Source organism: Neobacillus sp. NRS-1170 (assembly GCF_050468025.1).
On sequence record NZ_JBITPF010000046.1, the window covers coordinates 1 to 23,589 of the forward strand.

At 35.7% G+C, this 23,589-nt stretch carries 22 protein-coding genes and 4 pseudogenes; 6 read left to right on the plus strand and 20 right to left on the minus strand.

Annotated elements, in window-relative coordinates:
• Nucleotides 1-128: 128 nt before the first annotated feature.
• Nucleotides 129-401, plus strand: coding sequence for a hypothetical protein (locus ACIFOT_RS19665; protein WP_430067036.1), 273 nt, complete (start codon nucleotides 129-131; stop codon nucleotides 399-401).
• A 104-nt stretch (nucleotides 402-505) separates the two neighbouring features.
• Here the strand turns inward: ACIFOT_RS19665 and ACIFOT_RS19670 are convergent, their stop codons facing one another.
• The 16 genes and pseudogenes from ACIFOT_RS19670 to ACIFOT_RS19745 form a co-directional block, all read right to left on the minus strand.
• Entirely contained in the window at nucleotides 506-967 is a 462-nt protein-coding gene (locus ACIFOT_RS19670) for a CBO0543 family protein (RefSeq protein WP_430067037.1), read from the minus strand.
• A 221-nt stretch (nucleotides 968-1,188) separates the two neighbouring features.
• Entirely contained in the window at nucleotides 1,189-1,512 is a 324-nt protein-coding gene (locus ACIFOT_RS19675; RefSeq protein WP_430067038.1) for a hypothetical protein, read from the minus strand.
• A 164-nt stretch (nucleotides 1,513-1,676) separates the two neighbouring features.
• Nucleotides 1,677-1,961 carry a DUF3784 domain-containing protein gene (locus ACIFOT_RS19680; RefSeq protein WP_430067039.1) on the minus strand — a complete coding sequence of 95 codons (285 nt, stop codon included), beginning with the start codon at nucleotides 1,959-1,961 and terminating at the stop codon, nucleotides 1,677-1,679.
• A 507-nt stretch (nucleotides 1,962-2,468) separates the two neighbouring features.
• A pseudogene (locus ACIFOT_RS19685) lies at nucleotides 2,469-3,763 on the minus strand (IS110 family transposase).
• A 225-nt stretch (nucleotides 3,764-3,988) separates the two neighbouring features.
• Nucleotides 3,989-4,228 (minus strand): spore germination protein, encoded by a 240-nt coding sequence (locus tag ACIFOT_RS19690; protein ID WP_430067040.1) that lies wholly within the window; start codon nucleotides 4,226-4,228, stop codon nucleotides 3,989-3,991.
• A 258-nt stretch (nucleotides 4,229-4,486) separates the two neighbouring features.
• Complete coding sequence (locus ACIFOT_RS19695) at nucleotides 4,487-4,648, minus strand: hypothetical protein (RefSeq protein ID WP_430067041.1); 162 nt, start codon at nucleotides 4,646-4,648, stop codon at nucleotides 4,487-4,489.
• Nucleotides 4,649-4,713: 65 nt separating this feature from the next.
• Entirely contained in the window at nucleotides 4,714-6,195 is a 1,482-nt protein-coding gene (locus ACIFOT_RS19700) for an amino acid permease (RefSeq protein WP_430067042.1), read from the minus strand.
• 216 nt (nucleotides 6,196-6,411) lie between these two features.
• Nucleotides 6,412-7,014 (minus strand): HutD/Ves family protein, encoded by a 603-nt coding sequence (locus ACIFOT_RS19705; protein WP_430067043.1) that lies wholly within the window; start codon nucleotides 7,012-7,014, stop codon nucleotides 6,412-6,414.
• A gap of 200 nt (nucleotides 7,015-7,214) precedes the next feature.
• A pseudogene (hutU, locus tag ACIFOT_RS19710) lies at nucleotides 7,215-8,878 on the minus strand (urocanate hydratase).
• Between the two features lie 203 nt (nucleotides 8,879-9,081).
• The gene (locus ACIFOT_RS19715; RefSeq protein WP_430067044.1) at nucleotides 9,082-9,240 is read right to left on the minus strand and encodes a hypothetical protein; all 159 of its coding nucleotides are present in this window, start codon (nucleotides 9,238-9,240) and stop codon (nucleotides 9,082-9,084) included.
• A gap of 205 nt (nucleotides 9,241-9,445) precedes the next feature.
• Entirely contained in the window at nucleotides 9,446-10,744 is a 1,299-nt protein-coding gene (locus ACIFOT_RS19720) for a Glu/Leu/Phe/Val family dehydrogenase (protein ID WP_430067045.1), read from the minus strand.
• 63 nt (nucleotides 10,745-10,807) lie between these two features.
• Nucleotides 10,808-10,990 carry a YolD-like family protein gene (locus ACIFOT_RS19725; RefSeq protein WP_335714780.1) on the minus strand — a complete coding sequence of 61 codons (183 nt, stop codon included), beginning with the start codon at nucleotides 10,988-10,990 and terminating at the stop codon, nucleotides 10,808-10,810.
• Nucleotides 10,991-11,225: 235 nt separating this feature from the next.
• Complete coding sequence (gene hutH / locus ACIFOT_RS19730; RefSeq protein ID WP_430067046.1) at nucleotides 11,226-12,764, minus strand: histidine ammonia-lyase; 1,539 nt, start codon at nucleotides 12,762-12,764, stop codon at nucleotides 11,226-11,228.
• A gap of 112 nt (nucleotides 12,765-12,876) precedes the next feature.
• A complete protein-coding gene (gene hutP / locus ACIFOT_RS19735) occupies nucleotides 12,877-13,323 on the minus strand; it encodes a hut operon transcriptional regulator HutP (protein ID WP_430067047.1) in 447 nt (148 codons plus the stop codon).
• Nucleotides 13,324-13,661: 338 nt separating this feature from the next.
• The gene (locus ACIFOT_RS19740) at nucleotides 13,662-14,501 is read right to left on the minus strand and encodes a GerAB/ArcD/ProY family transporter (RefSeq protein ID WP_430067056.1); all 840 of its coding nucleotides are present in this window, start codon (nucleotides 14,499-14,501) and stop codon (nucleotides 13,662-13,664) included.
• Nucleotides 14,502-14,890: 389 nt separating this feature from the next.
• Nucleotides 14,891-15,658 (minus strand): SDR family NAD(P)-dependent oxidoreductase, encoded by a 768-nt coding sequence (locus ACIFOT_RS19745; RefSeq protein WP_430067048.1) that lies wholly within the window; start codon nucleotides 15,656-15,658, stop codon nucleotides 14,891-14,893.
• A gap of 139 nt (nucleotides 15,659-15,797) precedes the next feature.
• Here ACIFOT_RS19745 and ACIFOT_RS19750 point away from each other — a divergent pair, with 139 nt between their 5' ends.
• Complete coding sequence (locus ACIFOT_RS19750; protein WP_430067049.1) at nucleotides 15,798-16,178, plus strand: MerR family transcriptional regulator; 381 nt, start codon at nucleotides 15,798-15,800, stop codon at nucleotides 16,176-16,178.
• Nucleotides 16,179-16,460: 282 nt separating this feature from the next.
• Here the strand turns inward: ACIFOT_RS19750 and ACIFOT_RS19755 are convergent, their stop codons facing one another.
• Entirely contained in the window at nucleotides 16,461-16,901 is a 441-nt protein-coding gene (locus ACIFOT_RS19755) for a hypothetical protein (protein WP_430067050.1), read from the minus strand.
• A 499-nt stretch (nucleotides 16,902-17,400) separates the two neighbouring features.
• Here ACIFOT_RS19755 and ACIFOT_RS19760 point away from each other — a divergent pair, with 499 nt between their 5' ends.
• A complete protein-coding gene (locus tag ACIFOT_RS19760) occupies nucleotides 17,401-17,580 on the plus strand; it encodes a gamma-type small acid-soluble spore protein (protein WP_430067051.1) in 180 nt (59 codons plus the stop codon).
• Nucleotides 17,581-17,943: 363 nt separating this feature from the next.
• Here the strand turns inward: ACIFOT_RS19760 and ACIFOT_RS19765 are convergent, their stop codons facing one another.
• The gene (locus ACIFOT_RS19765; protein WP_430067052.1) at nucleotides 17,944-18,588 is read right to left on the minus strand and encodes a YrrS family protein; all 645 of its coding nucleotides are present in this window, start codon (nucleotides 18,586-18,588) and stop codon (nucleotides 17,944-17,946) included.
• A 199-nt stretch (nucleotides 18,589-18,787) separates the two neighbouring features.
• Here ACIFOT_RS19765 and ACIFOT_RS19770 point away from each other — a divergent pair.
• A pseudogene (locus tag ACIFOT_RS19770) lies at nucleotides 18,788-20,122 on the plus strand (sigma 54-interacting transcriptional regulator); the annotation flags it as partial.
• Nucleotides 20,123-20,396: 274 nt separating this feature from the next.
• Here the strand turns inward: ACIFOT_RS19770 and ACIFOT_RS19775 are convergent.
• Together ACIFOT_RS19775 and ACIFOT_RS19780 are read right to left on the minus strand one after the other, a co-directional pair.
• On the minus strand, nucleotides 20,397-20,840 hold the full coding sequence (locus tag ACIFOT_RS19775) for a carboxymuconolactone decarboxylase family protein (RefSeq protein ID WP_430067053.1): 444 nt from the start codon (nucleotides 20,838-20,840) through the stop codon (nucleotides 20,397-20,399).
• A gap of 29 nt (nucleotides 20,841-20,869) precedes the next feature.
• Nucleotides 20,870-21,512 (minus strand): annotated as a pseudogene (locus ACIFOT_RS19780) (FMN-dependent NADH-azoreductase).
• Between the two features lie 206 nt (nucleotides 21,513-21,718).
• On the opposite strand from ACIFOT_RS19780, the gene ACIFOT_RS19785 reads away from it, so the two are divergent.
• Together ACIFOT_RS19785 and ACIFOT_RS19790 are read left to right on the plus strand one after the other, a co-directional pair.
• Nucleotides 21,719-22,210 (plus strand): RrF2 family transcriptional regulator, encoded by a 492-nt coding sequence (locus ACIFOT_RS19785; protein WP_430067054.1) that lies wholly within the window; start codon nucleotides 21,719-21,721, stop codon nucleotides 22,208-22,210.
• Between the two features lie 420 nt (nucleotides 22,211-22,630).
• Entirely contained in the window at nucleotides 22,631-23,218 is a 588-nt protein-coding gene (locus ACIFOT_RS19790) for a hypothetical protein (protein ID WP_430067055.1), read from the plus strand.
• The last annotated feature ends 371 nt before the right edge of the window (nucleotides 23,219-23,589 follow it).

Sequence of the window (23,589 nt, forward strand, 5' to 3'; positions counted from 1 at the left end):
TATTAGCTGGTTTAGTTGAACAAGATTAATGACTATATTTGATGAAATTACATTTGGTAATAATTTGGAATACCTTGGAAGTATCCACATAACTATAAATAAAGGACAAGATATGGGTAGGTGTGCTTATGTTTAAAATTTTCTTATTTGTAATGTTAATAGTTTTAATAATTTCCATTCTCCTTATTATTCTTATTAAAAATAGGAATCAAGCTACCCAAATCTATACCATTCAAACCTTTTTAGGCAGTAGTTCCAATAATGTACCTGAAGATGATCCAATTGAGCAAAAGAAATCATTAATTGATGTAATAAATGATTTCTTTAAGGAGCAGAACGATAAAATTATTGATGATGATAATGCAGACAGTGATAATGATGGAGATGACACTGGAGAATAGTGTCAATCCCTAACGTTTTTTAGTAAAGCCCCCGTTAGTTAAACAAGCACCTTCTCACCTAATCGCATATAATCGCTGTATGATTCCATATTTTAGAAAGTTCATTATCTGATTTGTTTGTTCAATCGTCGATAAAATTTCACATGGATAATAAGCAAGAAATAAATAAATGGATACAACAAGAATGAATAGAATAAATTCCACTTTATGTGCCACAAGATACCAACTTTTATACTAAGCCACTCATAAGAGGTTGAAAAAGCAGACCATACGATAAGATATATAGTTTTTTCCCACCGAGCACCTCTATACGGATAGCAGTTTATAATCATAGCTGCGAAAATTGGATAAAGACCTATGATAATCCATAATGCACTTAACTCGACCTTATCAACCTCGAAAAATCCCCATGCTTTATGATAACTTGCAAATGCGTCTACTAATGTACTTACAAACATACCAAAAACAACAGTCGGATATATTTCAGTAATAGATAATCGTTTTTTCATAAAAAATGCTATAGGATAAATAATCAACATTGTCCCGAAAATAACAAACCAACTCATTGAATCACGCTTCCAAAAATGATTATATAAGAAGTATTTGTGAATAATTGGATTTCAATCCATTTTTAGTGGACCCTTCTTAATTAGTGTTATACAGCTAACCTACCCGTTGTAAAATAAGAAAAGGCTGCCATAATGACAGTCCTGATCTTCAACTCTTGCACCCGTTAGCTTAAGTATAATTCTTCACAAACTTTTTATCTCTCCCTTTGAAGTTGGGTTTAGACTTTTAGTTTTCTCACTAATAATTTCATTAGTAGAATACAGAAATAAGAGATTACAGTAATTATTAATATTGAAAAAACATAATTAAAGACCAGTAAATCGGTTGCGTTTTCTTGGGGACTTAGTAACCCTACTGTGAGAGGAAAGTCATCCTCCATAGGCGTTAATGTTGTGTTCTGTTCGATTATCGGTAGTGGAAAACCAAGTCTAAGATGGGATAAATCATTAGAATTTGACATAATCACTGTATCAAATATTGGGGAAATTGAAACTGCAAGCCATCCAATAATTAAAGAAATAAAAAAAAGGCGACGATTCATTTGGATTCTCCTTTAGTTTTCATAGCTAAATTATACATAGAATTTCTATGTATGTAAATCCAACTTATATAAAAGTTTTATTTAACTAACCTGCTTCGTTTGCGGAACAAGAACAAGGGCTGCCGCAGCAACCCTATGTTCAACTCAAGCACCTAATTGTTGAATTAATCGAGTAACCTTTTGTTGATAAATAAGTAAACAGTTGTTAATAAAACTAGCATTGCCATTATAAGAACCGTTACTTCATAAGGATAGTCAATAAAGCTATTGATAACTGCTAACAATCCTAAAGGCAGGAAAAAAACTAGTCCTGTTACTTTACCTAATAAAAACTTATTTTTAATCATTTTTTCATTAAATCCTGCTAATAACCACGTTTGTTTTTTCACAGCTACTAAGTAAGACACAAGTAAAAGAGCTATACCAATGACCAATAATCCGTAATCCATCTTTACCCCCCTCAAAACCCCTCGAACTTTTAATTATTAACATTATATTTCTGTAAATATTATGTAATTCCTTCTTAAACTAACCTCCCTCAATAAAGAAAGCGAAATCTCCCGATTTCTCCGTTTTTCTTAGATTTTCATAATAGTTTAGCTTCCTGTAATCACATAATAGATGGGTGAACATTACTGAAAAGGATAAAACTGGGTCCTTAGAGAAAAAAGACTTATAGCCCACCATACCAATCACTTACAGAAATTGGAGGATGAGTCAAAATATGATCGCACTGGTGGATATCCACATTTCTCATGGAGGTCAACCCTCCCATACCTCACAGAGTCTTCGCTCTCAAATTCCTTCGTTCAACCTTTCCATGAGGTGGATGTCAGCCATGCTGCCCCACAGGGTCCTTTGCCCGTAATTTAGTTGCTTTGCCTACTAATCCGTGCTTCAAATGTACCCAAAACTATAAAATACTCAGCTACTATTTAATCTAATATAAAACAGAATCAAGCTGCCATTTCTATGTTCTTTGCTACTGACAAATGAGGAACATCCTTTAACATCTTTTCTGCACTGAATTCAAATTGCTTTTTACTTATACTAAAGAAAATACGGATCAGTTTATTACATAATGCAATAAGGGACTGCATCTTCTTTAATGGATTGTCAGAACGTTGAGTATAGTAAACATGTAATGCTTTAAAAGCTGAATTTTTTGCAACTAGAATCATACACACTCTAAACAGTAGAGCCCTCAGTTTCTTCCGGCCCCTTTTTGTAATCGTTGTTTTTCCCTTGTGCTTACCAGAAGTATTTTCTTTTAAACTTAAGCCAGCTAGCTTAATGATTTGTCGGGGATGTGTATAATCATTGAGGTCACCTACTTCCGCAAAGAAACCGGCAACCGTATCCCTTCCAACACCTTTAATTGCTAACATTTGTGGTACACCAGGTATTTCATCAAGTAAAATATCTATTTTTGAATCTAATTCTTCGAATTTAAGCTGAATTAAATCATATTTATCAAGTAACGTTTGCAGTTCCAGTTTAGCCATATCCGAGCCTTGACGAAGTCCGATGGACTTACTGGCTGCTTGCTTTAACTTTTTAATCTTATTAAGCCCTACACTCCGGGTAACGGCTTTTCTTAAGTGAGTAAGCAGTTCTTGATCAGAGAAATTTATTATTTCATGGGGTAAAGCATATAGTTTTAAGAATTGTAAGGCCGCCTTTCCTTCCCACTTCTTAAAGACTGTAAGAAATTCTGGAAAGTACCGATCTATCCAGTTATGGACTTGCCCTTGGACCGTTTGGAGGTCATCAGTTAAAAGATCGCGTATTTTTTTCGCCACTCGGAGTTCTGCATAGACTCCTTGCGGAATCGTAGGTTCGGCGTATCTTCCGTCTTTGACCAGCTGGGCAATTACTCTTGCGTCCTTTACATCATTTTTAGTTGGTGAATTATCATCCAGTTCTTTGGTTTTCTTAACATGCAAGGGATTAACAGCCACAAACTTAATCTCATTTTCTTTTAAAATATGAGCTAAGTTGAACCAATAATGACCTGTCGGTTCCATCCCAACCACAATTTTTCCATGTTTTGTTCCTTCTTTATTTCCGAAATCCACTTAAGAAAATGATAGAATCCCTCTTTTGTGTTTTCAAAATAACAAGGTGATCCGAACTCCATTCCTCTAAAGTCCTGGGCACGTGCCACATGCTTGAATTTAGCGATGTCGACCCCTATAATAAGTGTTTGAGAAGTAATTTGAGCAATCTTCTTGTTTTGGTTATAATTCATTTTAAGGCCTCCTGGTATTTGAGTGTTGTCCTTTTCGCTGGCCAGCTTCAGGACACTCTCATTCTACCAAGAGGTTATTTTTTTGTTCAAACCTCATTTTCACTCATTACAGGAATGCTGCCCCGTTACTTGAATAAAAAAAGATCGCCGCAGCGATCATTCTTGAGCTCAAGCATGCATTAGTTAAATATGAACAGCGTGTTTGATCATTTAATTTTTTCCATTCTATTCCTTATGTGGGTAGGAATGTTTGCTATTAATGAGCTTTCGCAAATCACCACGAAAGAAGACATCTTTCATTTCATGGAGTCGAAATGGGATAAATGGAGCTAAGAACGGAACACCCATTGATTTTAGTGAAGCCATGTAGATAATTAAGAGAATGAAACCGATAAGAATCCCTGTAAGTCCAAAGAAATTACTAATTAATACAAAGCCAAACGAAGAAAATTTAAGGGTCCCCATAATCCCCCAGCAGCAATCGTAATACTCGTTAAAAAATTCACTCCAATGATCATGAGCGTTAAAGGGTGAATAAGTTTTGCAGTTATTGATGTCTGTCCAACCGTAATTGCCCCTATTAATGAAACAATTTGCGTTTTAAAAAAATTTATTGTAAATGAAATCTATATTGTCATTCAACAGGTCATTGGCTATGAGAGCACAGGTGAGATGATTACCCTTCAAATCTCAGAAAACTATATTGAAAACGAATCAATTGGTTTATGAAAATGCCCCTATTATTAGGCCGCCTGCAGTAATAGTTTGATGAATAGGGACTAATTCTGCTTCCACATCAAATTCTGTTTTTCTAGATTTCTCTGACATCCTCAAGATCGTTGATTCAATGAAGGAACGATTCTCTATTTCATCTGATATCTGCATGGAAAACGCCCCCTATGAATAGCACTAACGCCTTGAAATTCCAAAGCGTTAGTGAAAAAGTGATCTTATTCTCGTCTGAAATCAGCCTCTTGTAATGGAACCATCTTTGATTTCTTTACAATTTTATAGCTAAAATATCCAAGTAAGAATAAAGGTAATCCAATATAAGAAACCAGAATTCCATACCAGTCAATCTTATCCCCGATAAATGCCCCGTAATTTGTTCCGAGCATTGCCACTAAACATAATATTGTCGCTAGTATTGGTCCTAACGGGAACCATTTCGCAAAATAAGGAAGATCTTTAAAGTCTCTGCCTTGCGCAATAAAAGCTTTTCGGAATCGATAATGAGTTACAGAAATACTTAACCAAGAGAGATAACCTGCTAGACCAGCGGCATTTAATAACCAAGAATAAACTGTTCCGTCACCGAATAGGGAGGTTAGGAAGCAAAGCATTCCTACAAAAGTAGTCATATATAACGCGTTTACCGGAACGCCGCCTTTATTTACTTTTTTCAAGAATGCTGGTGCTTTACCTTCTTCTGCCAATACCCATAGGACCCGTGAACCAACATATAAACATGAGTTTCCTGCAGATAAAACAGATGTAAGGATGACAGCATTCATCGCAGCTGCGGCAAATGCCAGCCCAGCATGTTTAAAAACAAGAGTAAATGGACTTACCCCAATATTTTCAAGATCGGAACTTAATAAATTGGGATCATTATAGCTAACTAAGCATCCGATGACGAAAATGGCTAAAACATAGAATAAAAGAATTCGCCAGAAGATTTGCTTAATCGCTTTAGGGATATTTTTTTCAGGATTTTCACTTTCACCTGCAGCTACTCCAACCATTTCAGTTCCTTGAAAGGCAAATCCTACTACCATAAAGACACTAAATATGGATAAAAGACCTCCCTTAAATGGCGCCTCTCCTTTTGTAAGATTTCCGAATCCACCGGTATGTCCATTCATAATTCCAAAGATCATCAATAATCCAACAACAATAAAAATCATAATGGTTACAACCTTGATAATAGAAAACCAAAATTCGGATTCACCATAACCTTTTACAGATAAAACATTTAGACCAAAAATAAGGACGAGAAAAATTGCACTCCAGATAATGCCCGGAACATTAGGCAGCCAATATTTCATAATCAATGAAGAAGCCGATAATTCAAGAGCAAGAATAATAGCATTGTTATACCAATAATTCCAGCCAACAGCAAACCCTAAGGCAGGGTCAACAAATCTTGCTGTATAGGTACTAAAAGAACCCGAAATTGGTATAAATGCAGCCATCTCCGCTAAGCTTGTCATGAGGAAATAAACCATGATCCCAGCAATTAGATAAGCCGCAATCGCCCCCCCTGGTCCAGCATCATGAATGGTAGTACCACTAGCTAAAAAGAGACCCGTTCCAATCGTTCCACCGATGGCAATCATTGATAAGTGCCTAGTTTTTAATTTTCTTTCTAAGTGTTCATGTTGTTCTCCTGGATTTGTTTGCTGAGTTTGTATTTTTTGTACCGTTTGCATAAAACACCTCTTTTTTTAGTCTCTTATAATTAATTCTTATACAATCTTAAAAATACAATAAGACAGTATAAAAAAGCGCTTTCATAGATTCATTTATTTAAATAATAATATCCTCCAAAATAGTACATTAATTGAACTAATTCCAAGACATAAGTTACTGTGATAGTGATTGATTTTGTTCAGCAGCTGCATTACTGAGAATTAGGCATCCTGTTATTAAACAATCATGCTTGCTCTAATAATCGTAACCATTTTTTCCATTTTACGACGAAATTTAATACTCATTTCCTCAGATAAATTCTCCCTTATAATAATCAATGTATCGCCTTTTTCGAAAAATAAAGGGTCTTCTTCACCTATTTCAACTCCTACCATTCCATCAACACAATAAAAAACCTCTGCCGTTCCTGTCCCATCCAACATTAAATTTTGAATATCCTTATTAAACTGAATAAAGGTAAGCCCTCCATCCCACCCCTCTGATAACATTAAATTAAAGTCCCTAACAAACCCTTTGCTTCGTGTTGTCCATCCACCATCAAAACGATCTTGCTCAAAAGGCTTCAAAACCACGGAATGTTTTCCTTCATGCACAAGATACATTTCACCTTCAAGTGGCATTATTACTCTTTGGATACCTGGGAGATGCGTAAATAGGGATTCTTCTACTTCGATATCAGCGGTACTAATGCGCCATTGGAAATTCCGTTTACTATAATCCGCATCTTCAGGATAAATGGCCAGTTGCGTTGTTTTTCCACCGGACCATAAATTCGTAGTTTGTTCATTTTTTTTTACAAATTTTATTGAATAAGTCATATTCCCACTCCACATATTTATCAAAAAATTTTACTCTTTGCTCATTCATGCATATCCCGGCGATATTCTTCTATACTTTTGCTCAGACATCACACCTTTAACAAGGGGAGTTGTTGAGCTCCCCTGTAATGTAAAGAGCTGAGAAGCATTTCTGATAAAAGGTGCTTTACTCATTCGTTTCAATCTGTTTCGGTCTGGTCTTAGTCTTGCTTTAACATTGGCATTTTGATGTCTTTTTCTCTCGCTGTTTTAATCGCTAGTTCATAACCAGCGTCAGCATGGCGGACAACACCCATACCAGGGTCAGTCGTTAATACGCGCTCTAATCGTGCTTCTGCTTCTTTCGTGCCATCGGCAACGATAACCATGCCAGAGTGCTGAGAATATCCCATACCTACGCCGCCGCCATGGTGTAAAGAAATCCAGCTTGCGCCTCCAACTGCGTTAATCATCGCATTTAGGATTGGCCAGTCAGATACTGCATCACTGCCGTCTTTCATGCTTTCTGTTTCACGGTTTGGAGAAGCAACAGAACCAGCATCCAAGTGATCACGACCAATAACGATTGGCGCGGAAACTTCACCTGAAGCAACCATATCGTTAATAATTTTACCAAAACGGGCTCTTTCACCGTATCCAAGCCAGCAAATACGTGCAGGAAGACCTTGAAACGCAATTCTTTCTTGTGCCATACGCACCCATTTGCAAAGATGCTCATCATCTTTATATACACGAAGTAATGCTTCGTCAATTTTACGGATATCTTCTGGATCGCCAGATAATGCTGCCCATCGGAAAGGTCCTTTTCCCTCACAGAACAGTGGTCGGATGTAGGCTGGAACGAATCCAGGGAAATCAAATGCATTTTCTACGCCTTCGTCTTTTGCTACCTGACGGATATTGTTTCCGTAGTCAAATGTAACAGCGCCTTTTTGCTGCATTGTAAGCATTGCTTTTACGTGTGTTGCCATGCTTTGTTTAGATAGCTTTACATATAGTGCAGGATCTTCTTCTCTTAATTTAGCTGCTTCTTCTAATGAATAACCAACTGGAACATATCCATTAAGCGGATCGTGAGCTGAAGTTTGGTCTGTTAATACATCTGGGTTGAAGCCTTTTTCAATCATTAATGGTAAGATTTCTGCTGCATTGCCAAGAAGTCCGATGGAAAGTGCTTTTCCTTCTTTTTTCGCTTCAAACGCTATTTTAAGCGCCTCATCAAGGTCTTTTGTTTTTACATTGTTTCGATACGACGGTCAATTCTCCATTCATCTACATCAATCGCGATACAAACTCCATCGTTCATGGTTACTGCAAGTGGCTGAGTACCGCCCATTCCGCCAAGACCTGCTGTTAATGTAATGGTATGTTTTAATGAACCGCCAAACTCTTGACGTGCAAGTTCTGCAAATGTTTCATACGTACCTTGAACAATACCTTGGCTTCCAATATAGATCCAGCTGCCTGCTGTCATTTGACCGTACATCATCAAGCCTTTTTTATCTAGCTCATGGAAATGCTCCCAGTTTGCCCATGCAGGTACAAGGTTTGAGTTCGCAAGCAATACGCGTGGTGCATCTTTGTGTGATTTCCATACAACTACTGGCTTACCTGATTGAACTAAAAGTGTTTCATCATCTTCTAGTTCTAAAAGCGTTTTCACAATTGCATCAAAAGATTCCCAGTTACGAGCTGCTTTCCCAATACCGCCGTAGACAACAAGATCTTCTGGTCTTTCTGCTACTTCTTGGTCTAGGTTGTTATAAAGCATGCGAAGAGCAGCTTCTTGAATCCAGCCTTTTGCATGTAGTTCCGTACCTATATAATTTTTTATGATTCTTTTTTCAGATGTTTTCGTTTCCATAACATTAACTCCTTTTGTTTAACTATGGCTTAATTATAAAAATAAAATCTTTTGAAAAATACGAACGAAAAATTCGAAAACTTATAAATTCTTTAAAAATTGCGGATGTTTATATAAAAGTTTTTATCTAAAATAGCAATATTTTTAGATTTGTTCATTATTTTTATCATCCCATAAATAAAGGTCGATTCATTGTAAAGATCTTAAACAGTGAATAATTCCCTACTTTGATCAGCAATGTAAACAATCTCAGAAAGAATCCTGCAGCCTTCCATGTTATCGAAAGCTTCTCTTGCTTCTTCTTCTGTGTCAAATTCAAACATAGTAATATTTGAATTTGAATAGAGAGTGATGACCCACATAAAAATTTCCTCCAATTAAGCTTCTTTTCCCATATACCGATAGATGCTTTTAAAAGCAACCAAAATTTTTACTTAATCATACGGAATCTACTTATTTGCCATCATTATTATTTCAAACTTGATAGCTTTCTAGAGCTTAACCATATCCATCATGAGCTATGTTGATCCCAGGGCTGTTTTGTTGTTTAAATAATAGATCATATATTTAAACCCAGCCACGAAAATGGGATGCTTCTGCCATTTTTCTTATTCCAACCATATAGGCAGCCAAGCGCATGTCTACTTGGTATTGTTGGGCCGTGGAGAAAACCCTTTCAAATGAATCGACAATTTTATCACGTAACCTTTGGGCTACTTCATCTTCTGACCAATAAAAACCTTGGTTGTTTTGTACCCATTCAAAATAGGAAACAGTTACACCGCCAGAGCTTGCAAGTACGTCCGGTACAAGTAATACGTTACGATTTGTTAAAATGTGTGTGGCTTCAAGGGTTGTTGGTCCATTTGCGGCTTCCACAATAATATCAGCCTTAATCTTATTTGCATTCCCGCGTGTAATTTGATTAGAAATCGCGGCAGGAACAAGAATTTCACATTCTTTTTCAAGTAACTCCTGATTCGTAATAACGTTTGTAAATAAATTTGTTACGGTACCAAAACTATCGCGCCGATCAAGTAGATAATCAATATCAAGCCCTTCCGGATCATAAAGCGCACCATATGCATCTGAAATGCCAATCACTTTTGCTCCTGCATCTTTCATAAATTTTGCAAGATAACTTCCTGCATTCCCAAACCCTTGGATAATAATGCGTGAACCCTTTATTGGAATCCCTCTTTGTTTTGCTGCCTCTTCGATGCAAATCGTCACTCCGGCAGCCGTTGCCGATTCACGCCCTTGAGAACCTCCAAGTACAATCGGTTTTCCTGTAATAAATCCTGGCGAATCAAATTCTTGAATACGGCTATACTCATCCATCATCCATGCCATTATTTGCGGGTTTGTATAGACATCTGGTGCAGGAATATCTTTCGTTGGCCCGACAATTTGGCTAATAGCTCGCACATATCCTCGACTTAAACGTTCTAATTCAAGAAATGACATGCTGAGAGGGTCACATATAATTCCCCCTTTTCCACCGCCGTATGGAAGATCAACAATACCGCATTTTAAACTCATCCACATGGACAACGCTTTTACTTCCTCTTCACTTACCTCCGGATGAAAACGTATTCCCCCTTTTGTAGGACCAACAGCGTCGTTATGTTGAGAACGGTATCCAATAAAAATTTTAGTGGAACCATCATCCATTCGGACTGGGATACGTACCGTAAGGATTCTAAGCGGCTCTTTTAATAACTCATACATTTCCTCGCTATAGCCTAATTTTCTAACCGCCATTTTTATAATAGATTGAGTGGAACTTAATAGATCCAATGTCTCATTTTGCGAGCCATCTTGTTCTTGAACTCGTGCGCCATTTACATCAACTGCCACTTTCATTCGATGCACCTCTTATTTAAGTTGTTTGAATGGAATGTACCAATTTATTATTGAATGCAATATTTAATGAATTTCTCTAATATCGGATAAACGAATAGAGAGATTTTTTTGCTGTCTGTCTTTTAATAGAAGTGCTTGTTTCTGTATATCAATTAGACATACACGGCCATTGCATGTTAGTAATGAACTATTCTCATAGTAAGTAATTGTAATATATTCTTTTTTTGTCAACTCTTTTAAAAACATCTTTTATCCCTTTCTCAAAAGCTTGGAATTTCCGAAATAAAAATAATTTGAACCTTTAGATTGTATAAGTTCTGTAATATTCAGTAAGAAAATAGTCACCGGAGCAAACAATGCTCCGGAATGACGTTAAAGATTTGAACAAGAGGCGAGCATAGCCACTATAACTATTCCTCCCATTTTCGAAATAGGGATGATTTTGAAAGATGTTGGTCTAAAAACAACTCCATCACCTTGATTACTGTTTGGAAATTTCCTCTTTTTTAACATGTAAGTTTTTTTCTACAAATGATTTCCAGTCGATTTGATATAACCAGCTTGCTGCTGCCTCAATATCCTTTGAGAACACACGATCTTGCGTAATGCTTGGGATAAGTTTTCTCGCTTCTGTATAAAAAGCATTTGTAAATGAAGCCAGCTTATCTTTTCCACGATATTCCACTGCCTGCAAAGCGCAAATAAGTTCAATTGCCAATACACGGCGGACGTTTTGAATGATTTGATGAGCATGTCGGGATCCAATTGTTCCCATGCTTACATGATCTTCCTGGTTCGCTGAAGATGGGATGGAATCCACACTTGCCGGGTGCGCCAATGTTTTGTTTTCTGATACAAGGGCAGCTGCCACATATTGCATAATCATAGCTCCCGACTGCAAACCCGGCTCTGGGCTTAAAAACGGCGGTAAATCATTTAGCTGCGGATTGACGAGACGCTCAATTCGGCGCTCTGAAATATTCGCAAACTCCGCCATGGCAATTTTAAGGAAGTCCATTGCAAATGCGATCGGCTGGCCGTGAAAGTTCCCTCCCGAAATAACCTTTTCACCACCATCGAAAATAAGCGGATTATCGGTTGCTGCGTTCATTTCAATTTCAAGTTTCTCTTTTACATAATCAAGTGTCTGCCATGAAGCACCGTGTACTTGTGGGATGCAGCGAAGAGAGTATGCATCCTGTACCCGAAGTTCTCCTTGCGAAGTGACAAGCTGGCTGTCACTAATCATTCGCCGAATACGCTCCGCGACTTCAGACTGTTGACGATACCCACGTGAAAGATGGACATCAGCATCAAAAGCATCCTTAATGCCACGTGATCCTTCTAATGTCAATGATGCTATCGCTTCCGTTTGAAGTGCAAGCTGCTCGGCTTCGATGTAATTGACTAGACCCATTGCCGTCATAGCTTGGGTACCGTTAATTAACGCTAAGCCCTCTTTCGCTTGCAATGTCAGTGGAACGATACCTTCCTTCGACAAAGCTGTGACGGCCTGCATTTGTTCCCCTTTATAAAACACTTCACCCTCACCCATTAGCACAAGTGCCAAATGGGACAGTGGTGCTAAATCCCCACTCGCTCCAAGTGAACCTTGCTGCGGAATGACCGGATGTATATGTGCATTCAAAAGCTCAAGCAAGCGTTCAATGACTACAGGACGTACTCCAGAAAAACCTTTTAATAATGCGTTAGCACGAAGCAGAAGCATGGCTCGTGAAACTACATCAGGGAACGGTTCTCCTACCCCGCATGCATGAGAGTGAATCAAATTCCACTGCAACTGCTCGACATCTTCAGCATCAATCAATACATCACTAAACTTTCCAAACCCAGTTGTAATACCGTAGATGACTTTCTTTTGCTTTACGATCATTTCAACAGCTTCCCTGCTTTTTTCCACATTGCTCCAACTTTCCGCTGAAGCTTTAACAAACGCATCATTATATAAAACCTCTTTTGCTTCTTCAATCTTTAAAGTCTGACCTGTTAATACAACCATTTCTTACACCCCTTATCATTTTTTAAAAACCAAAAAGGGGGCCGTATTGACAGACGTATCCCGTCGTCAATACAGCCCCCTGTTTAACTAATAACTATAGGCTTTAACTTATTTAAATGTGGTTAATACCTAATCCAATCGCTTCATGCTCAAACCCGCGAACCGGTGCTCCAATTGTTCCATACACTGCAACGGCAATCCATTCGCCTTCTGCCTTGTTTTCAAACGGATAGCCTCGAAGAATCGCAAACCGAAGCCCTGCTGTTCTAAGCATTCCGCCAAGCTCAACTTGACCACGTGTTACACCATGCATCGCTTCAATAATTGCATGATACAATGCATGCATTTCACGATAAAGTTCAGCGTTGACTATTTCTTGCCTTTTCGCTGATGTTTCAATGGCTGCTACGATTTTCTGCAGCTCCATTGATCCAACCTTTCCTTTTCCATAGCGCCAATTCATTTGCGTAAACTTACTTACTAAAGCTTCTTCCTCTTCTTCTGCAAACGCGTACATGATTGCCTGCTGACCAATTTTTCTGTCGAATCCCTTCGTCATGCAGTTACCTCTTTTTAATTTTAATTTTCTAAATTGACTAATAACTGATTTCTATTTTAAACATATTCCTATCGTTAGGTCAATAAATATTTTTCCCATATTATTTTATATATACATTCAAATTTATTTCATAATAGATGTGTTACTACATTAGCCTGATACTCAAAATCTGGTTTCAATTCATCAATATCTACTTTGTTTCGATTATAGGCATCCTTCCAGTGGCCCCTGAAATTCAGAATCGTTTCCGTACTCATGTTATGTTAACGTAACAAGTATAGGGTATATATTCGTATTAAATAGGTCTTCGTATAGAAGCTAAATTAGTATAATGCATGTTATTGGATATTAGCTGGATTCGTTCTATTTATTTTTATGTTTTTTATAAATGCAATAAGAAAAAGAAAAAGAGGGAGTACAACTTCAAAAGAAAAAAAGTAAAAAATTCCACTTTTAGATAAAAAAGAAACTAGTTGCTGATAACTAGTTGCTACCCAAAAACCAAATATTATTTGTAGAAAACCAAATGGGAGGACAAATGGCCTATAATCTTTTACGTCTAGATACTGAGCTGCCCCAAGTACGAGCACATAATAAATGGCTGAAATTTTTATAAATATTCCTGTAACCCATATAGCCATTACAATCGATTCAAGATGCTCAAAAAATTGACCGAGACTGATATACCTAGCAACATTCACTACTGGATATATCTCTTCTTTAATCATACCATCCAGAATAAAAATCGTAATTAAATTTGTAAACACCATCGTTAGTACAACTGTTACAACAGAAATTAAGCCCCATTTCCGTCCCTTTTCTGGATTTTTCAAAAATGGAAGAAAAAAACTAATATAAAAAAAATCACCCAGCCATGATTGAATTGGAATCGCACCTTGTAAAGATGGTAAAATACCATTGCCCATAATTGGAAGTATATTTTGGACTTTCATATCGGGTAAAAGAAGAACCCCCATTATCAGGAGGGGAAAAACAAATAATGGGAAAAAAGTTTGTGTCACACGTGCTAAAACTTCTAGTCCTCCATATGCTACAGACACACAGACTAAAACCAGACTAGCTATTACCACTAGTAGTGGAGTCTTGGGAAGGAAGTTTGCAATAAACTCAGCATACTCACGTAAGATAATCCCATTTTCTTTGAGTTTAATTGATATTCAACAAATTGATCCGTGTAAGTTTTTTTCAGGAGATTAATCGTTCTAGCCTCTTCTGGATGATTATGTGATAAGGGGTAACCATGACGTCCTTCTTCAAATATATATATTTATACTACGTCCCTTATTTCTATAAACGAATCAAAAAATGTAATAAATTCAATGTCTTCTCCACAAAGTTCATAAACATAAGGGAGTGTGAACGGTAAACTAAAAAGCAATATTTTAATTAAAGCACCTGTTAGTTGAACAAATATATGAAAGGTTCTCCTAATGGAAGAACCTCTTTTTGATAGGATAATACAATTAGTAAAGAACTTTTTTATATACGTAAAATTATTAAGATAATAATCCAGAAATTTTTGAATACCGCTGATAAATCAACCTTATTAGCTTCTCATTCTTACTGCATAAGGATAAATTGGATCTTTTAATTGAAATTCATAAGTAAGACCATCTACAATTCCAACTATTTTTTCGCTATCGTAAAGATCAAGCATAAATCCAGCCATTTCTTTGGCAGTATGGTATTTAGGAAGAAGTCCTTCAAACTTAACATTTTCTTCTAAATCATTCGATACTTTTGCAAATTCAGTTTCAGTTGCAGCAGGAGCTAATACTTTTGCTTGCATTCTTGCACCTTTTTCTTTTAATTCATGAGCAAGCCCTTCAGTAAAGGCACTTACATAGAATTTAGAAGCACAGTATGTGATTGCATTTCCAATAATCGTATAACCCCCACCAGATGAAACGTTAATTAATTGTGTTCCTTCAACTGTTGAATAGTCACGCACATAAAGAGAAGTTAAAATAGTTAAAGCTTCGATATTTAAATTAAGCATTGTCTCAATTTTAGTTAAATTTTGATCTCCAACTGATGCAAAATTACCAAAACCTGCGTTATTAATCCACGTTTCAATTTCATATTCCTTTAAATCTTCATATAATGTATAAGCATTTTTCGTATTTGATAAATCAACTGTTTTTATAACGACATCTAATTCTGTATTTACTTTCACAATCTCTGTTTTTAGTTTTTCAAGCTCCTCAGTTCTACGTGCCACAATGACTAAATTTTTACCACGAGCAGCAAAAGCAAGAGCTGTTTCATATCCAATACCAGAACTTGCACCTGTAATAACTGTATATTTTTTCATTTTATTGCCTCCTAATATTTTGTTATACTAACAAAAATTGATTGTTAACTTTTACGGATTTATTATAGTGGTTAGAGTAAACTCTAAGTCAAACCTATTTTTTACACTTGATTAGCATTGGTTAAAAATGGAGGGTTTTATGTATACAATTGGCGAAGTGGCACAACTAGTAGGAGTTAGCACACATACATTACGTTACTATGAAAAAGAGAATATCATTCTTCCAGATCGGAATGAACATGGAGAAAGAAAATATACTGAATCGCATCTTCAATGGCTAAAATTTGTTTTAAAATTAAAAGAGACGCACATGCCGATCACAAAAATCAAAGAGTATGCCTTCTTGTATACTGAAGGAGAACATACAGCAATTTATCGATTAAAACTATTAGAAGATCATAAAAGTTCCATCGAAAACAAGTTAAAGACACTGAAAGAAACGAATAAAATGTTAGAACATAAAATTACTTCATATAAAGAAATGATTTTGAAAAGTAATGAAGTAGATACAAAAGCATAATATATGATGAAAATAAAATATTCTATAGTATTATTAAATTTAGGGTAAATAACGTAAACACATAAAAAAAGGAACGCACATATTAGATGTGTAATATGTGCGTTCCTTAATTAATTGTTATTGAACGAACGCACCTGTTTGTTTAAGAGTAATGTTTCACAATCTCTTCTACACTTTAATATAACTCCGATCCCTAATATAGGTTGTATTAGATACCGGAAAATATCAAAAAGACGACTTCTTAAAGTAATACTTGAGGAGTTTTTAAAAGGGTTAAACTTATCATGAATTTAACTTCTTGAATATAAATTTTTTTATCAACAGTCCTAATGTAATACCAAAAATCATGGCACTAAAAATATGGGAATAATAATCATTTATGGGTCTAATAGGGATATACTTGCCTTCTATTATCGCTGAGAATAAAAGTTCACATACTAACCAGGCCAGTAAACTGCACAAAGTAGTTTTAATAACTAAATGGCATGAACCCAACTTTTCAAATATATAGTAAAGTAAAATTGCAAAAACACTACCAACTAAAAAATCTACAATTAATCCTATAGTGAAAACAGGCCTGTTAAATGTAATAATAAGACTTGCTAATTCATAAATACCATACTTACCGATGCCAAAATAAGCAAATATCCTCGAAGCAATCTCTCCTGGTATTGTTGACAGAACACCTAATAAACCAATTTTTAACACCTTATCTTGGATCATATCATCGATTCCTTAATGTTTATGTGGATAAATTTAGTTTACAAATTATATATAATTTTATACGTAATAAAAGAAGACAATTTTTTATTCAAGAAAGGCACCTGATTGCAGAATATTGAAAAATACCAAATCACTTCAATAATGATCCTTATTTTTTACTAAAGCACCCTTCAGTTCAACAAGAAAAGATCCACCTGGCTTACAGAATGAATCTTCAACTCTTGCACCCACTAGTTTAAGTAGAATCCTTCACAATCTTTTTTTAAATTAATAAACTCGAATCTCTTAAATGTGTTGCTCCATATAAAGCACCTTCTTATTAATGAAAAGCGCCCGATTGCGGAATATTGAAAAACAAGAGTAAGCTTCAAAAATAGTTCCTCAGTTATTTTGCAAAAGCCATTCATAGTAAAGTGAAAAATGCTGTAAGCAATTTTAAAACTTTTTAGGATAATAAAATTATGTTCAGGACACATTATTGTCGTGGAGGTGATTTATTATGGCTAACAATCAACAACCAAACAAAACTCAAGCTGGAACTAACGCCCAACAGGTTAGACAACAAAATGCTCAAGCTGGAGCTGGTCAATTCGGAACAGAATTTGCTAGCGAAACTAATGCACAAGAGGTAAGACGACAAAACCAACAATCCCAGCAAAATAACAACCAAAACTCTTAATTTATGACTTTATAAACACTTCTTATCGCTTGGTAGGGAGTGTCTTTTTTATTAACTTTTTTTGAGGTAAAGCAATTTACAAACATATTTATTTTCACACTAAACCTTTGATTGAGCAAATTCATTACAATCCTCATTTACCTTACCATAAATATCCATTCTTCTTGCTAAGTGTTACTCATCAATCTGGACCGATTGCTGAACACAAGTTAAACACCGCTTTACAACTATCCGGCCCGTTAGCTCAATAAGAAAAAAGAGCTGCAGCAGCTCTTTTTTAAAATTTACACCCTTGCGAAAAAAAGGCTGTCGAGTGTTTCTAGACACACTGAGGATGTCCTAAGGTTCATCCTATTTGCCTTTTTATGAAGCTGGTTCAACTTTTGTTGCTTTATATTCTGAGCCATCCCATTGCAGATATACACGATATTTTTGCGAGCCGTTTGCTTTTGCTGATACAGTCCCGACTGAGCCGCCTGGATTGCTTTTGTCGCTCCCTAAAAACCATACAGTCATATTGCTTTGATCTATTCCAGCAGCAGAAGAGATTGTTTGCAGCATCTCCTGCCAATCTTGAGAACTTGAGTCATAGCTTGTAACATGCTGTTGACCCGTTTGTGCCGGTGTTTCCGGTGCTGGTGACGTTGTTGAACTTGACTGCGAGCTATCCGAAGTGGATGAGGATGAATTGCCTGCTGATGCAGTATCACTATTCGTTTGATCATTTTGATTTTGATCTTGAGTCGATGAGTCGTCATTTGTTTGATTACTTGTTGAACTCTTTTTTACAGCTGGCTTATCCTTCTTTTTGTTGTGAACCGATTGTTTTTCGGCTGAGGCTTGAACACTTTTTTTGGATGCTGCCTTGTTATCTCCCGTCGAAAAAATTGAGTACGAAACAAATGCAATAAGTATAAGTACGATTACTATTGATCCGTTTAAAATGAAATTGATTTTTTTTCTTTTTGTTCTAGACGTTGAACGTGAATTGCCTTGAAAATTATTCAAAATAACCACTCTCCCAAAAACGAGACTGTCAACATTCTACCATGTGAAGTGAAAAACTTGAAGTATTTTATCACAATCTCCCACATTTTGGTACCTTATCACTAATTGCTGATACCTTTCATAAAGCATTTTAACCATTTTGGAAAACAACTGATAAGCCCCTTTCTCATTGCCAATCACAAAAATATGTAAAAGGTAAAATATGCTTAAAATAAAAAGCAAAAATGCTATTGGTCGGCCTATTGATTCCATTATTGATAATATTGATTTGGTAACTTTTATCAATTCAAATAGGCAACAAGAAAGCAGTATATTTGTTGTAAACGGCTTGGACGTGATTGTGGAACGGCTGCATATAAATGATCAATCGATTATTGTTACTTTTAGAAATGCCCTTAAGACTATTGAGTTTGAACGTAAATTGAGAAAAGAATTTGTTAAAAAAGGATATGTAGCAAAATACAACTTTCATGATATCGTTGGGATTAGCTCCACCATCCAAGAAACGAAACAAATTGCCAAAAGGTTAGCTAAGACTGAATTAACTGTTTTAATTGAAGGTGAAAGTGGTACCGGAAAAGAGTTGTTTGCAAGTGCCATTCATAATGCTTCTTTTCGAAATAGCGGCCCTTTTCTTGCCGTTAACTTTAGTGCTTTATCGGATGATTTAGTCGAGAGTGAACTATTTGGTTATGAGGACGGAGCATTTACCGGAGCAAAAAAGGGCGGAAAAATGGGATTGTTTGAGCAAGCAAACGGTGGCACTATTTTTTTGGATGAGATTGGAGATATTAGTCTTAAACTTCAAGCACGACTACTTCGAGTATTGCAGGAAAAAGAAATCATGCGTGTTGGTGGAAGTCAAATTATCCCCATAGACGTTCGGATTATTGCAGCAACCAATAAAGATCTACTGAAAATGATTCGAGAAAATGTGTTTAGAGAGGACTTATACCATAGGCTTAAAGTACTCTTTATACACCTTCCCGAATTAAGGGCTCGTCGAAATGACATTGAATTATTGGCTAAACATTTTGTTGCGCTATCAGATCGTAAGGTCAAAATTGAACAAGTATTAATTGAAGAACTTCAAGGGTATCCATGGTATGGAAATGTAAGAGAACTTAAAAATACCATAGATTATATGCTTGCTGTCCGTACCGGAAACCAAATAACGAAGAATGATTTGCCTAATCAACATTATTTTCAAAAACCGCCACAATGGAAAACAGATAGTGACCCGATAGAGAGCATACCGCCCTTTTATTCAGGTTCAATCGCTCTTGATGAAGAATCACTTTTCATCCTCAACCTGATAATGAATTATGAAGAAAAGGGAAAGGTCATCGGAAGAAGGATTATTTCTGAAAAGAGCCAAGAAGTCGAAATGAACTTATCTGAGGCACAGGTTAGACACCGGTTGAATTTTCTAAAAATTCGAGGGTATTTACAAACAAAAAGAGGGAGGGCAGGAATTAATCTAACAAGAAAGGGTCTAGAGATTCTAACCACAAACTTAGAACGTAACCTTTGATTACTTTTCATCGGTGTAGTACAACTCAAAGTTTTTTTGCTGGTAATGGCCCATGAAATCAAGATACCACATTTTAGTTCTTGCAATTCCAATGTGCCATTGATTGGTGGATTCGTTATGTCCAAAATGGATTCGTTAAGGCATAAGGTAGATCAACCAAGAGTTAATTTTATCTCAATATAAGCATAAAACGGAAAAGCATCCAAACCGGTTCATTTGGATGCTTTTTTTCTACAATCTAAGACGAACACTATTAGATGTTCGCTGAGAGTAATTATTTTTCTGTTGCTATATTCCCCATTGCAATAGAAATCCTATTCCAACTGTTGATTTGATTAATTATCATTACAAGGTCAACATATTGTCTCTCGTCAAAATGTTCACGAACTCGTTGATAAAGTTCATCTGGCACGCGTTTTGTCGGGATTAAAGTTACGTATTCTGTAAACTCAAGAGCTACTTTTTCTGCATCTGTGTAAAAAGTGCACTCTCTCCAAGCACTAATACAATATATACGTTGTTCTGTTTCTCCCATTTTTCTAGCATCAGCTGTATGCATGTTAATACAATATGCACACCCATTTATTTGAGAAGCCCGAATTTTTATTAGTTCACGAAGTTTACGGTCTATACCTGTTGTTTTCGTATACTTCTCCATTTCCATCATTATTTTAAGTGCTTCTGGTGCTATATTGTAATAATCAACTCGTTGTTCCAAGTTAATTACCTCCTTAAATTTCTTTTACTTTAAGACAGTATTAATTTAGGTGCTAATCTTGAAGCAGCTTCTTTATATGATTTTTGTAATACTTCATTTGATTCTAGTAAAGCAGTTCCTTGTGCCCGAATGATTTGAAAAACTTCAATACAAAGGAAATTGAACATTGACTTCAGGTATTTATTAGAGTAATCCACTTCTGTATACCAACCATTATTGGTATAGATAGATTCATTTGCTTGTACGACAAGCTTTCTTCGTCCGTCTTTAAGTAGACCCACTGAGCCATTTTCAGTATATTTAAAAGTTTCGAGTGCGATCATGATATTGTCCATGTAATCTTTTAACTTTGATGGAATATTAAAATTATGCAAAGGTAAAACGATGACATTCGTATTTGTACTTTTAAATTGTTGTATGATCTCGGACATACGCTCCGTTATTTTTGTTCTTGGCTAGTTAACTCCCGTTCTTTTCGATGTTTTTCCCATGCACTTAAAACCGTTTTATCTATCATAGGCACTACATCACTGTACAAGTTAATCTGTTCAATTACTTCGCTATCAGAAATTAATTCTTTATAAGCTTACAAAAAGTCGTTAAAAACCTGCAAGCAAACTGAAGATGATCATCTATTTTTGGATGTGCGTTAATGATAAGTGTTTTGTTCATTTTTATTTCCCCTTTAAAAGGAATTTTGGGTTACTATTAGAGACTAAGTTAATCGCCGATTAACATTGTCTATAATATGCGCTATAATTATTTTTGTCAAATGAATATGATTTACCCAAAAAAAATATCTTTTATTTGACTAAACACTCTAATTATTTCTAAGATACAATTTGATAACCCTTAAAATTAAAAGCAGGTGAGTTTTTATGCAGTATAGTGTCGGTGTCGAATATGCCTTACATTGTCTGGTTTATTTAATTGATGTTCCTTCCGAGGAGAGTATAGGGATTAAGGATTTGGCAGAATTCCAAGGACTTTCTGAAACATTTCTTTCAAAAGTTTTCGGTAAATTATCTAAGGCTGGCATTGTAAGTTCTGTCCCTGGTGTAAAGGGAGGATATAGGTTATCTAAGTCCCCAGAAGATATTTCCTTTTGGGATGTAGTGGAAGCAGTTGAAGGTCCTAAGCCTATTTTTCAATGTAAAAATATTAAAGATAATGGTTATTTGTATAGAGAAAACTGCTGTTCAGCTCCCTCCTCTTGCACCATCAATTTAGTTATGCTTTCTGCGGAAGATAAAATGCGTGATTACTTGCGTAATAAAACACTGTCATGGTTAAATGAAGAGCTTGATCGTGTCTTACCCAAACAAATACGTAAAGATACCCGGAAATATTTTTCGAAGAGCGACATATAAAATAAACCTCTCGTGAAATTCCTAAATATACAGGAATTTAGAGAGGTTTTTTGCTTAGTTCAAGGAAAAAACGCAACTTTCAATTTTCTATCGATAACTACAACCAATCTTGAACTAATCTGCACGTTTGTTTAAGAAGGAAAAGGCTGCCCCATCAGCCTTAACTTGTTTAACTCTAGCACCCGTTACTTTAAGTGCATTTTTTTACAATCCTTACATATGGTTTTCCCTCCTGAAAATACCACCAGCATTGGTTCCCATTACTATTACTAGGTAAATAGTATTGTATCATATCATTTAAATTGCCTATTTTTCACTTAAGTTATGAATAAACAGGCCATTTCATTAGGACAACATCATCCAATGATACATATTTATGCATGTAAATATATTTAATTAATTTAAGGAGGAGAATTTTTTATGAATAAAGACATCATCAAATATTTTATAGATAGAGTAATTAGGGTTAATCGTGGCGGACCAGAATCCAGAATTGGGAAGGTAATGGATGTAGGTGACGATTTTATCGTCCTTCTCACGGAAGAGGATGGGGTCGTTTACTACAACACAAATCAAATTAAAAGTTTTACAGAAAATATGAAGGGGCAGATGGAATTCAATATTGAAGTTCCTAATGATTTCGAATTTAAAAATGCGGCCAATTTCCAAGACTTGCTTGACTCATTGAAATTTCAATGGGTAAAAATTAATCGTGGCGGTCCCGAGAAGATAGAAGGCGTACTAAGTGATATAACTAAAGATTTTGTTTCCTTGGTCAATAAAGAGGAAATCGTTCGCCTTTCCATTTTCCACATTAAAAATATTAGTTTTGGAGTAAAAATTGAAAAGGAGGACGAAGAAAAATCTAATAACCAAGCAAGTAGCAAAACTGGAAGCCAAGAAACAAACCAATCAAAAATGGCTGAATCCAAAAAACAAGAGTCACGTCAAAAAGTTGTAAAATCAAACAATAACAGTCGAAATAAAAAAAATAAAACTAAAAATTAGCACAAATGTAACCTCTTTCTTAAACTCTTACACCCGTTGTGACTAATTATCAGTTGAATAAATATTCCACATAGATGGAATCCTACCGATTAAGAGTAAGGGATGTAAATTTACAACAATATCTACTGTCATGAATCATCTTATATATTCTGAAAATATACAGCCCTACTTCACTTTTTCCGCCTATACAGTAAATCCTTATTAAGCATAAAATAAGAAAGGTAGTTTTCAACCCACAAAGGTCTTTATGAACCGTCTGGTGACGGTTCTTTTTTACTAATAAAAAAGAACTCAGTATTCTAATGTATTTATGGTCAAATGCACATCATAAGTTAATTTCCATGTTCAACCAGTTGAGTAGAAGAGAACCT